8 protein-coding genes are annotated in these 12,730 nt (G+C 47.5%); all 8 read left to right on the top strand.

All coding sequences use genetic code 11. The features are described 5' to 3' along the window. Positions 1 to 83: 83 nt before the first annotated feature. Positions 84 to 521, top strand: a complete 438-nt coding sequence (locus KJW29_RS18685) for an RbsD/FucU family protein (protein ID WP_087568958.1) — start codon at positions 84 to 86, stop codon at positions 519 to 521. Further along, complete coding sequence (locus tag KJW29_RS18680) at positions 514 to 1,932, top strand: sulfatase family protein (RefSeq protein ID WP_087568957.1); 1,419 nt, start codon at positions 514 to 516, stop codon at positions 1,930 to 1,932. Before KJW29_RS18685 ends, KJW29_RS18680 begins: the two co-directional genes overlap by 8 nt. Next, complete coding sequence (locus tag KJW29_RS18675) at positions 1,929 to 3,401, top strand: alpha-L-fucosidase (protein ID WP_087568956.1); 1,473 nt, start codon at positions 1,929 to 1,931, stop codon at positions 3,399 to 3,401. Before KJW29_RS18680 ends, KJW29_RS18675 begins: the two co-directional genes overlap by 4 nt. A 106-nt stretch (positions 3,402 to 3,507) precedes the next feature. Beyond that, the gene (locus KJW29_RS18670; RefSeq protein WP_179215615.1) at positions 3,508 to 5,706 is read left to right on the top strand and encodes a helix-turn-helix domain-containing protein; all 2,199 of its coding nucleotides are present in this window, start codon (positions 3,508 to 3,510) and stop codon (positions 5,704 to 5,706) included. A 213-nt stretch (positions 5,707 to 5,919) separates the two neighbouring features. Next, a complete protein-coding gene (locus KJW29_RS18665) occupies positions 5,920 to 6,882 on the top strand; it encodes an ABC transporter permease (protein ID WP_087568954.1) in 963 nt (320 codons plus the stop codon). Between the two features lie 21 nt (positions 6,883 to 6,903). After that, positions 6,904 to 7,806: a carbohydrate ABC transporter permease gene (locus tag KJW29_RS18660; protein WP_246608859.1), complete on the top strand. Its 903-nt coding sequence runs from the start codon at positions 6,904 to 6,906 to the stop codon at positions 7,804 to 7,806. Positions 7,807 to 7,937: 131 nt separating this feature from the next. Next, complete coding sequence (locus tag KJW29_RS18655; protein ID WP_246608276.1) at positions 7,938 to 9,599, top strand: ABC transporter substrate-binding protein; 1,662 nt, start codon at positions 7,938 to 7,940, stop codon at positions 9,597 to 9,599. A gap of 124 nt (positions 9,600 to 9,723) precedes the next feature. Next, positions 9,724 to 12,699: an OmpL47-type beta-barrel domain-containing protein gene (locus KJW29_RS18650; protein ID WP_143810309.1), complete on the top strand. Its 2,976-nt coding sequence runs from the start codon at positions 9,724 to 9,726 to the stop codon at positions 12,697 to 12,699. Positions 12,700 to 12,730 lie beyond the last annotated feature (31 nt).

Raw genomic sequence — 12,730 nt, 5'->3', positions numbered from 1 at the left:
AAGTAATGTCATAGTCCTTCAACCCATGCGAGCTAAGAAAAATATCGTCTCGCAAAAGAGGACAGCATGAGGGGGGAACACAGGTGCTGATCGGAATTCCCGTACTATTGCCGCCGGATTTGCTGAAATGGATGAGAGAGATGGGACATGGTGATGAGTTGGTACTGGCGGATGCCAATTTTCCAGCTGCAAGCCATGCGCAACGACTTGTGCGATGCGATGGAATTGGCATTGTTGAATTGCTGGAAGCGATCGTCAAGGTGCTTCCACTGGACGATTATGTGGAGAAGCCTGCGGCGGTTATGGCCGTTGTCCCAGGCGATCCCGTAGAGACAACGATTTGGGACTCCTATGAAGCGATACTGAATAGAAAAACAGGATTGTCATCCTCATTGGAATCGATTGAGAGATTCAGCTTCTATGAACGGAGCAGTTCAGCGTATGTTATTGTTGCAACTGGTGAACGGGCACAATACGGCAACCTGATTCTGAAGAAGGGGGTCGTTCGTGAGCATGATTGACCAGAGACCCAATATTGTGTTCTTGTTCGCAGACGATCAAAGATTTGATACCCTGCGTGCTTTGGGCAATACCGACATTCATACGCCGCATCTGGATGACCTTCTGGAGCACGGCACCGCCTTTCGCCAGGCTCATATTCCAGGCGGCACGGTAGGTGCAGTCTGTATGCCCAGCCGCGCGATGCTGCATACAGGAAGAACATTGTTCCATATTCATGACGACGGAAGAAGCATTCCTGAGGAGCATGTATTGATGGGGGAAACGTTCCGGCAAGCGGGTTACGCCACCTTCGGCATTGGCAAATGGCATAACGGCGCCGCCTCCTTTAACCGGAGCTTCAGCGACGGAGAGGATATCTTTTTTGGAGGAATGGAGGATCATTGGAATGTACCCGCTTTCCATTATCATGCGGATGGAAGCTACTCAGGGAAAATTCCTGTAATTAGAGATCGTTTGATGTCTAATGAAGTGGAATATCGGCCAGCAGACAAGATTCAGGCTGGCGTTCATTCAACTGACCTGTTCTCGGATACCGCCGTACAATGGATTCATCAGCATAAGCAGGAGGAGCCGTTCTTCCTGTATGTGTCCTACATGGCTCCCCATGATCCTCGAAGCATGCCGGAGAAGTATATGAAGCTGTATGATCCAGCATCGCTGACGCTTCCTGATAATGTTGCGTGTGAGCATGCTTTCGATTATGGCATACGTGATATAAGAGATGAGAGGCTGGCGGCATATCCGCGAACGGAGGAAGAAATTCGGGGGCATCTGGCAGAATATTATGCCATGATTACACATCTGGACGATCGAATCGGCGATATTATCCATGCGTTGAAGGAAACAGACCTGTTCGATCATACGATTATCGTATTCACAGGAGACAACGGACTCGCCGTAGGCCAGCATGGACTAATGGGCAAGCAAAGCTGTTATGAGCATAGCGTAAGGGTTCCGCTCATTTTCTCTGGGCCGGGGATACCGAAAGGACAGCGAAGAGATGAATTTGTATATTTATCCGACATCTACCCTACCTTATGCGAATTAACGCAAGTTCCGATTCCATCGTCAGTCGAAGGAGCATCTCTAGCCCCTCTGTTCTCACGCGTTGGAGCAATCCCGGATCGGGATAGACTGTATTTCGCCTATGCCGACCTTGTCCGAGCCGTGAAGAGCAGAGAGTACAAGCTCATCGTCTATCACCATAAGTCCCAATTGTTCCGTTTAAGCGAGGACCCCCTGGAGCGATATAATCTAATTGAAGATCCGGCTTTCTCCCATATGGAGCAAGTATTAATGAAAGAATTGATAGAGCACAGCTATCGATCAGGAGATCGCAAGCATCCCGCAGGACAACAATTCTGGTCGCAAATCGACAGACATCAGCAAGGAGAAGATGAACAACTATGATAAATATAAATCAAATTAATGAAGTGATTAGGAAAGGTCCGTTTCAGGACAACTGGGAGTCGTTAAGCCGCTATACTGTGCCGAATTGGTACAAAAAGGCGAAATTTGGCATCTTTATTCATTGGGGAGTCTACTCGGTCCCAGCTTATGGGAATGAGTGGTATCCTCGTGAAATGTACTTGAAGGATAGCTCCAGACGGGATCGGCAGGATGTCAGCATGTTTGATTACCATATTCAAACCTATGGCCCGCAGCATGAGTTTGGATATAAGGATTTTATTCCGATGTTCAAGGCAGAAAAGTTTGATCCGGCGGCCTGGGCGAGCTTATTCAGCAGAGCGGGCGCGAGGTATGTGATGCCCGTCGCTGAGCATCATGATGGCTTCCAAATGTACGACAGCCAACTGTCGCCGTGGAATGCAGCGAAGATGGGGCCGCAGCGCGATATCATCGGAGCGCTGAAGGAAGCTGTGCAGGAGAAGGGAATGAAATTCGCCGTGTCTTCACATCGGGCGGAGCACTGGTGGTTCTACGACGGTGGAATGACCTTTCATTCCGATGTCCAGGATGACAGCTTCCGCGGCTTGTATGGTCCAGCTCAGCCAAGGGACCCGGAATGGACGATTCACGGGGATGGACCGGACGAAGCGTTCTTGACCGATTGGCTGCTTAGAACTTGCGAACTCGTTGACCTATATCAGCCATCGATTGTTTGGTTCGACTGGTGGATCATGAATGTCCGGTTCAAGCCATATCTTAAGAAATTCGCAGCCTATTATTATAATCGAGCAGCGGAGCGGGGGACGGAGGTCGCGATTAATTACAAGCTGGACGCCTATATGCATGGCACAGCGGTGTTCGATATTGAACGCGGCCAATTGAATGGCATTCGTCCCGAGCTGTGGCAGACCGACACTTCTGTTGCCCGCAACTCTTGGTCTCACAGTGTCAATAATCAATACAAGGAACCAGCGGACATCATTTGCGATTTGATCGATATTGTAAGCAAGAACGGCTGTTTGCTGTTGAACGTTGGACCGAAGGCGGACGGAACGATTCCTCAGGAAGACGAGTCCATCCTTCTTGCGATAGGTGATTGGCTTGCCGTGAACGGGGAAGGCATTTACGATACGACGCATTGGAAAATATACGGTGAAGGACCGACCCAATCCGGAGAAGAAATGCATACGGAAGGCAAACGGAGTGCCTATACAGAGGAAGATATTCGATTTACCTTTAAGGATGGGACGTTATATGCTTTCGTTATGAAGCTGCCCCCTAGCGGAACCATTATGATTCGATCCCTGTCCACGAATTCACGACATTTCCGCAGTGTCGTTACAAGTGTAAACACTCTTGATGGCAGCTTGTCGCTTGATTGGACAGTTTCCGATGAGGGGCTGCGGATCGATGTTTCTTCTCTAGCTTTAACTCCGTATCCGACAGGCTTCAAAATTGGGATGGAGTAGTCACCGTATATCTAACGCGAATGCACTATATGCATTCGTGTTTTGCGACAATAAAATGATAACGCTTTCTTATTCTCGAATAATGAACGAGTCAAGGGGGGAGAACATGTCCAATCGTCGCGGGAGGCCGGTGTTCAAATTTCTTATACCTTATTTGAGCATGCTGCTACTTGCCAGTTTGGTATCTGTCATCATGTATCAGCAGACGAGCCGTGTGGTGAAGGAAGAGGTGTCGAGCCGCAACCAGGCCGTCCTACAGCTGGCTAAGCAGCAATTGAATCGACAGATTGTAGAGACCAATCAGCTTGCCATTAGCCTAAGTCAGGATCCGAGGGTGCTCGCCATGCAGCAAATTGAGAACCCATATGAGCGAAGCAGCATTACACGTCTGATGGAATTGCAGAAGCAGCTGGGCAGCTATTCGGCCGTTACACCATCCATTGAAAATTACTACATTCATTATATAAAAAGCCAATTTGTAATATCACCTGATAAACAAAGCTTATTATCCCGAGCTTCCAGCGCGGAAGCGCAGTCGGATTTCGTCCACAAGTTTATTGAGGGTCTTGAGGATCGGTACTATTATCAGGAGATAATGCCGGAGCTGAAGCTCCGCAGCGCTAATGGTGAACGCCGGCTGATTCCTTACATTCATACCATTGGTTATCCAAGCTATTATTTGTCACATATTGTGATGTTCATCGACAGCTCTTCTATAAGGAATGCGTTGCGTTCGATTGATCTCTCGGAGGGCGGTTATGCATATCTTGCCAACCAGGAGGGTGACATTATTGCCGGTGTTGCCGGCAGCGGCGAATTCCTTCCTCGAACCAGCCATAGTGGACATGAGCAGCCTTCCGGTCAATTCGTCACCTCCATTGGGCTCGACAACGGCAGCTGGAGTCTCGTTGCCGTACAGCCTGAGCATATCGTGCTGCGAAAGGTGTACTATGTCAAAAAAATATCTGCGGTTATTATCTTCGGCATGCTGGCTATTGGAGGCGTGGCTTCTGTGCTGTTTGCTTATCGCAACAGCAGACCATTAAAAGTACTTATTCAGACTGTATTCCAATTAGAGTCACATAATGAGCGGCTGCATCGAAGCATTGAAGAGCAAAAACCGTTGCTGCAGGCGGCATTCCTGCAACGGCTGCTGGATGGTGCGTATCCCGGACAGAAAGAAATGGAGTCTGTGATGCAATATTTGGATATTCCCTTACAGGGCGAAAGATATTCCGTTATCATTATTCAATTACCCTATATCTTGGAGTCGATTGATATGGGAGCATTGGAGAAGCTGGATCTGGAAAAAGCAGGGCTGAGGGAATGTATCGCGGAGCTGGAAGGAAATCACGCTTGTATGCTGGATATTGGCGAGAGCCGGCTGGCAATGATTTATTCCTCTGATACAGTCAGTGAGGATGCTTGGAAGGAAGAGCTGACCATGAAGCTCAGTGCCATTCAGGAGCTGTTTCTCGCACGCTTCCAACATGCCTTGCAGTTCGGCATAGGACGACCTTATTCCTCATTAATGGATGTGTCGGCATCCTCCGAAGAGGCCTCCAAAGCGTTGTCCTTCGGTATGCCTTCCTCTAGTCCCATGCCCTATTACGATGAGTTGCCCAGACATCCGCAATCGTATTATTACCCTTTTGATCTGGAGCAGAAGCTTCTTAACTATTTGCGAAGCGGGAACATGGAGGAGCTTGACAACACCTTTGGCAACTTGTTCGTCGAAAATTTTGTTGAGCGTTCTTTAATCGAACCTGTCCTACGGCTCTTGTTGTCCGAATTGGTCAGTACGGCTCTCAAGTTTATTGATCAGTCGGGCACGCAGATGTTCGAGGATGAAAGTATAGATATGATGTCTTTTCTGCAATTGCCTCATGGAGCAGGTGAAGCGGAGGCCTGCTTTCATCAAATCACAAGGCTGTACCAACACATTGCGAGCAAGACCATTGACCAGAAGCGTATTCGGAATGAAGAGCTGATGCGCGAAATTGTCAGTTATCTGGACCTCCACTATTCAGACCCTTCCTTATGTCTGCCCATGCTGTCGGATCAATTCCAAATATCAGAGACTTATCTTTCGTTGCTGGTAAAAGAACATACAGGCTGCTCTTTCACGGAATATGTGAACACCAAGCGTATGAATGCTGCCAAAGAGCTATTGTCGGAGTCCAGGCTCAACATTGAACAAATTGCTGACCATGTGGGATATTCGTCGCTGAATTCATTCAGCCGAGCGTTCAAGCGTATGCATGGCGTAACGCCTACGCATTATCGAGCATTTTCCGGTCAGTGAATCTAAGAATTGAATATCCTTCCTTGTATGCCGCATGCAGCGGCTGTTTTTTTTGTATTGTTATGAAAATGAATAATGAAAAATCAATGGAATGACAGCTTTTTTGGTCTTTTGAATAAAGAAAGGGCAAATGCAGATAGCATAAATACGCCTTCACAGCTAAGATCAAATTGTCGAAGAGGCTCAACAATAGAAGAGGGGGACTACAAAACGATGAGATCGGTTACATCCATACAAGCCCATCCAAAAGTCAGATTGCGTCTGCTGGCAGCACATCTGAAACAGGCGAAAAGAAGCTGGCAGCTGCTTGTATTGTTTTCATTGCCGTTTGCTTATTTAATTATTTTTCAATATTGGCCGATGTACGGAGCTCAAATCGCATTTAAAGATTTTATTCCCGTGAAAGGTGTTATGGGTAGTGAATGGGTCGGCATGAAGCACATGACGAGGTTCTTTGGTTCTTACGATTTCTGGAGAGTGCTGAAAAATACGATTGGCCTGGCCTTCTATCATTTAATCGTCGGATTTCCGGTGCCAATCATCCTGGCACTTGGCCTGAACTACGTCAGGCAGGCTAGATTCAAAAAAACGGTGCAAATGATTACGTATGCGCCGCATTTTATATCCACAGTTGTAATGGTCGGTATGCTGCTCCAGTTTCTTGATCCGCGAACAGGAATTGTAAACCAGTTTCTAACGATAATAGGTGTAGACCCCGTTCACTTTATGGCGAAGCCTGAATTGTTTCAAACCATCTACGTGCTGTCCGATATTTGGCAGAATGCTGGATGGGGATGCATTATCTATTTGGCGGCGCTGGCAGGCGTAAGCCCGACGCTGCATGAGGCTGCTGTCGTTGACGGTGCAAGCAAGTGGCGCCGGATTTGGCATATTGATCTTCCTGGCATAATGCCGGTCATGGTCATTCTGTTAATCTTGTCGATGGGCAATTTGATGCAAACAGGGTTTGAGAAGGTCTATCTCATGCAGAACCCCGTCAATATTACAACCTCTGAAGTTATTGATACTTATGTCTACAAAGTCGGACTAATCTCGGATGGGCTGAATTTCTCTTATGCCTCTGCCATTGGTTTGTTCAAGTCTATCGTCAATCTATTATTACTCATTACTGTCAATCAGATCGCGCGCGTGGTCGGCAAAGAGAGTCTATGGTGAGGAGGGGCACACGTGCATCACATTAAAAGTCCAAAGCAGAGAATTAAAGAATCAAGAGGAGATGCGGCGTTCACCTGGATCAATTATAGTATCCTGCTAACGATGGTTCTGATTACGCTGTATCCCCTCATCTACATTGTAAGCGCATCCTTTAGCGATAGCCAAGCTGTCGTCTCCGGGAAGGTATGGCTATGGCCGGTTCAACCAACGCTTGATGGCTACGAAGCGATATTCAAACACAAGCTGATCGTATCCTCTGTCATAAATTCCTTCTATTACATGATTGTAGGCACTCTATTTAATGTTGTTCTTACGCTGATGGCGGCTTATCCGCTTTCTCGTAGAGACTTTTATGGCGCCAGGCTGTTTATGGTTCTGCTTGTATTCACGATGATGTTCGACGGTGGATTAATCCCGCGCTATTTGCTTGTCAAAGATCTCGGTATGCTGGATACGCGGTGGGCGCTTATTATTCCTGCTGCGCTTAGCGTGTGGAATGTCATTATTACACGTACCTACTTCCGCGTAACTATTTCCAGCGAGTTGCTGGAGGCGGCACAGATGGACGGCTGCAACGATTTCCGATTCCTGTGGAAGATCGTGCTTCCGCTGTCTGCCCCCATTATCGCAGTCATTAGTTTATTTTATGCCGTCGGCCACTGGAATCAGTATTTCAACGCGCTTATTTATTTGAAGGATCAATCGCTTTACCCCTTGCAAATTGTATTGAAGGATATTCTGGTACAAAACAAGGTGGACATGAGCATGGTGGCCGATGCCGTAGAAATAGCGGAGAAGGATGCCTTGCGGCAGCTTCTCAAATATTCTTTGATCGTAGTCGCCGCAGGACCCGTTCTCGTATTGTATCCGTTCGTGCAGAAGCATTTTGTAAAAGGTGTTATGATCGGATCGTTAAAGGAGTAGCGCATCTTATAACAAGACAGCTTATGGAGAGGGGTGATGCTTATTTGCTAATATTCCTGGCACCAGGTGTCAGAGGCCCCGCAAATCAGTCATCCATTTGAAACAGGTTCATTAAAAGGGAGGAAAACAGAGTGAAACAAAAATGGACTCTTGCGATTTTCTTTATGTGTTTGCTTTTAGCCGCTTGCTCCAATGGAAGCGAATCCAATGCGAAGCCGGACAATAAGGAGGGAGACAAGGCGGGTAATACGAGCGCAGTTTCTGCGCCGGGTACCTTTCCGATTGTAGAAGAGAAGGTTACTTTAAAGGTGCTTGCGGCACTACGGCCGGATGTAGAGGATTACCGTACGAACGAATTTACGAAGTGGCTGGAAGAGCGGACCAATGTGCATCTGGAGTGGGAGACGGTTCCGGAATCCAACATGAAAGAGAAGTTGAATCTGACGCTGGCGAGCGGTGATTATCCTGACATCTTTATGAATATGGGTATTACAGATGCACAGCTCGAGATTTATGGCAACCAGGGAGTATTCCTTCCGCTTGAGGATTTAATTGAGGAGCATGCAGTGAATACACAGAACATATTTGCTGAGCAGGAGCACTTAAAACCGGCGATTACCTCCAATGATGGGCATATCTACACGATGCCGGATATTAATGAATGCTACCACTGCTACTACTCCGGTAAGCTCTGGATTTACAAGCCTTGGCTGGATAAGCTGGGACTGGAGATGCCAACAACAACGGATGAATTCTATGAAGTACTGAAGGCATTTAAGACTCAGGATCCCAACGGTAATGGCATTGCTGATGAAATTCCGCTGTCCGGATCACCCAAAGGGTGGAACAGCTCTGTTGAAGGCTTTCTAATGAACGCTTTCGTCTATTATGATTTCATTAACGGCGATACGACACGGCGATTGTTTTTGAATAATGGCGCTGTAGACGCGGCATTTATGTCCGAGCAATACCGTGAAGGACTGCGGTATATGAAGAATCTGTTCGACGAAGGATTAATTAATGCAGAGGCTTTCGTACAGGATGGCGATCAGTTGAAGCAACTGGGAGCCAATGGGGATGTTGTTATTCTGGGCGCAGCTCCAAATGGAAGTCCAATCCCGATATCCGATAATGAAAGATGGAAGGATTATGTGGTTGTTCCGCCGCTAAAAGGCCCATCTGGCACACAATATGTGAACGCTCAGAACCGGAAAGGAAATGTCAACGGCCGATTTGTAGTTAGTGCGACAAGCAAGCATCCTGAAATTGCTGTTCGACTGGCTGACGCCTTCTACGATCGAGAGGTTCAAATGTTTTCGTTATTCGGCATTGAAGGCGAGGACTGGAGAAAAGCTGAGGGTGGCGAAAAAGGCCTCGAGGGCAATCCAGCGACGTTCGTACGCTTGAAGAAAACTAGTGAAGTTGCCAATCACAGCTGGAATCAGGCCAACCCGACGAATCGGACCGTTGATTTCCGAATTGGCGAAGCCATCAATGATCCGGTGAACAATGTAGAGTACATCCTGCATGCCTCGACCAAAAGCTATGAGCCGTTCCGCAACGAAACGGTTATGGTTCCGCCGCTCATCTTCAATGAGGCGCAGTCGTCGGAGTTGCTGGGCTTGCAGAAGACCATCAATGATTACGTCGACAACATGCTTGTCCAGTTCATCATGGGCGATGCCAATTTGGAAGCTGGCTGGGACGGCTACCTGAATGAGCTGAGCAATATGAATATTAAGCGCTATCTGGAAATTATGCAGGAGGCGTACGATATTCGCTACAAGAAGTAAGGAATGATGACCAACCCCTACAACCATCTAGAGTTCTGCTGCCATGAACAAGGATGAGTGCGTCGGGGTTATTTTGTTCCGTGCAGGCGGACCGATCATTTTCCATTGGAGAGGGGATTCGATAATGAGGTTGATCAGATATCTGATCATGTTGATGATGTGCTGCTTATTGTTCTTACCGCAAACAGGCGGCGTTGCAAAGGCATACGAGCTGCCTTCCGATGTGCAGCTTCAGAAAGATAACTATGATTCTATTGCAGGGCTGGCGGATACTTATCCAATTGAATATATCACACAAGTGAATAACGGTGAGAAGCGGGTTAAACTCATTACGATTGCAAGTCAGACCGGAATGATTCAGGGTGAGAAGGTTATCGAACTTCCTCCTGAAATTATGCGAGTCGCTGGTTTCTTTCGGGAGCTGAATATTAATGGGAGCCAGATTAAGAACCTGGAAGTGTACTGGGAAGGTCCGACAGGCAAGGAGAAGTTAAGCGAATATTTCCGCTCAGAGACTGTCATTATGGGACGCCCCTTTCACATTAAGGTCCAGTCAGGGCAATATGAGGGTTTTAAGCTCAGGTTGAAAGGAACGGGTACTGTAACGAGTCTTGTCTTGCATGAGCCGAATGGTCTATCGGCTACTTATGATGTAAGAGCGTGGGGGGTGTTGGGAGAGGACAAACCGATATTACCTGTACAGGTCCATGTGGACGCAACCACGAGACGCAGCATTGATGGGATTACCCGCATGGAAGAGGAAAAGTTTCGCAGAGTGTATGCCAATCCGTTAGGAGAACCGGTCACCTATGAAATAGCACCTTATTTGTCCGAGAGAGGATTCCTTCCGGGAAGGCAAATGTTCAAATTCCGGGACGCGCTGGAGATCGGTCATAAGCCTGGCGATCCTTTATTGACTGAGGACCCTCTCCGGGACGGATATGCCGATGAGTCGTTTTTCGATCAGCATTATGAGAAGGATTCACAATTAATTGAACAATATGACAAGCTGTATGCGCCGGACATGAAATATGTCATCGCTTACGACAACTGGCCGACTTGGAATTGGCCTGCCAATACGCCCAATAATCCAAGGGGGACGCCGGCAGTTGACAAATTCGAAGCTGCGGCCGAGCTCGCTTCTCTCTATACGGAAGCCTATAATCGCAAGCTGGATGGCAGAGGACCTGCCTATATAGAAGTGAAAAACGAATCAACCATTCGTTCGGAGTGGATCTATCATAATGATGCCGCCTATGATTCCTGGGGGCTGCTCGCTGACTTTCACAATGTAACGGCTGACAAAATCAAGGAACGCAGTCCCGAGGTTCTGGTAGGGGGACCGACTAGCGCGAATATGACGCTGGATACTAGCGCTTTCGCGAGCGCCAGGGAGCAAATGAGATTTATGGATTTGACGAGAGGACATCTTGACTTTTATTCGCATCATTTCTACGAAGGCAAGGACTTGATATTAAATGAAACAGAGGCTAACTATGGCGGGTATTTGACAGGCCGCCTAGAGGCGGTGCTTGATTTGCTCCGAAATCATATGACGTTAACCAACAACATCAAGCCTATGGTCATTTCGGAAACAGGAACCTTGCATTCGGGTGCGACGGACATTGATTACTGGATTCAGTTGAAGAACTTTAATGCCTACATGATTCGATACATGAATCGGGCGAATGAATTTGACATGGTCGTGCCGTTTTTGTTGCCGATCAAATGGTGGGATAAGGGCTCGCCGGATATGCTCTTCCGATATGAAGAAGACGGCAGTCTGGGAGTTCCTACTCCGCTGAAATATTACTTGGATTTCTGGAAGGATTACCAGGGGGATCTGCTTCCGGTTGAGGCCAATGACGACAAGGTTTATGTTCATGCCACGCAAACGGACAATGTCATTTATGTCGCTGTCAACAATATGAACCCGCAGCGGCTCAACCTGGATTTGAATCTCGATCTCGACGGCGTCAAAATTTATGATATTGAGCAGAGAAGGCTCTATCTGGAGCAAGGCAAGCTGCATTATGAGACGAAGAAACAGGCTGATCTGAAGAGTTTGCCTATGGCAGTGGAGGAAACCTCCATCATTAAAATTACATTGGACAAATCGCCTGTTGTGCAAGACATTTTGCTGGAAAAAACGTATTACGCGGATGAGATGCTGAAGGCCACGGGTCAACCGGCTGCTTTCCAGATCGCTGCTCCTGTCGAGCAATTGCAATCCTCTGTCTTGCGGGTATCATTTGGCCGGGAGAATGGCTTTAACGTTCCTATGGATCTCACTGTGAACGGCAAGCAATATCAACATGATGTGAGTTATACGAATAAACCGGGGCGTTTCTTCGGTTATATCGATTTCGACATTCCTGCAGTGGACATCAAAGAGATGAACCAGGTCGTCGTTTCGCTTCCTCAACAAGGGGGGACGGTCAGTACGGTAGCGTTTATTAACCACTATGCGCTGGATGGTTCAGTAGATTCGAGTCCGCCGGAAACCGTCGCGAATTTAGAAGGAGCTCATGAGAATGGATGGTATCGATCGGGCGTATCCGTACAATTGGAAGCTTTCGACCCTTCTGGCGTTGCAGGCATCTATTATCAGTTGAATGATGGTGAATGGACCAGGTATGAGCGCGAAATCGAGATTCTGACCGAAGGCACCCACACGTTAGCCTATTACAGCAAGGATAAGGCTGGCAATGCCGAGCCTGTCCAAAGCAGGACGGTTGCAGTGGATAAAACGGATCCTGATGTAACCATCCAGCCCAATCGTATCGATTTGGGCGCGCCGAACAAGAAGCTGGTGGATATAAAGGTTAAGTTGCATGCTTTGGACGAAACGTCCGGGATAAGGGATATTCAATTAACCTCAATCACTAGCAGCGAATCGGACAGCGGATTATATGGAGGAGATAGACCTGATGATATTCAGGGCGCAGAGTTTGGCACCCATGATTTGGAATTCAAGCTGCGGGCTGAGCTCTCTCCTAAGACGAAGCAGAGGGTATACACGGTTGTTTATACCGCAACGGATCATGCGGGCAATCAAAGGAAGGCAGAAGTGAAGATCACGGTTTCAAAAGGGAAGTAGTCCTTCATTAATCATTAATAATAGCCATGTA

The organism is Paenibacillus agaridevorans, from assembly GCF_018604145.1.
Taxonomy (GTDB): domain Bacteria; phylum Bacillota; class Bacilli; order Paenibacillales; family Paenibacillaceae; genus Pristimantibacillus; species Pristimantibacillus agaridevorans.
Note: the sequence above shows the minus strand (reverse complement) of the source record. Positions and strands in the feature narration are given on the sequence as shown.

What these genes read in the sequence shown, in the direction of transcription:
- KJW29_RS18650 (WP_143810309.1), top strand. Translation starts at nt 9,724, where the DNA reads ATGAGGTTGATCAGATATCTGATCATGTTGATGATGTGCTGCTTATTG.
- KJW29_RS18665 (WP_087568954.1), top strand. Translation starts at nt 5,920, where the DNA reads ATGAGATCGGTTACATCCATACAAGCCCATCCAAAAGTCAGATTGCGT.
- KJW29_RS18675 (WP_087568956.1), top strand. Translation starts at nt 1,929, where the DNA reads ATGATAAATATAAATCAAATTAATGAAGTGATTAGGAAAGGTCCGTTT.
- KJW29_RS18680 (WP_087568957.1), top strand. Translation starts at nt 514, where the DNA reads ATGATTGACCAGAGACCCAATATTGTGTTCTTGTTCGCAGACGATCAA.
- KJW29_RS18670 (WP_179215615.1), top strand. Translation starts at nt 3,508, where the DNA reads ATGTCCAATCGTCGCGGGAGGCCGGTGTTCAAATTTCTTATACCTTAT.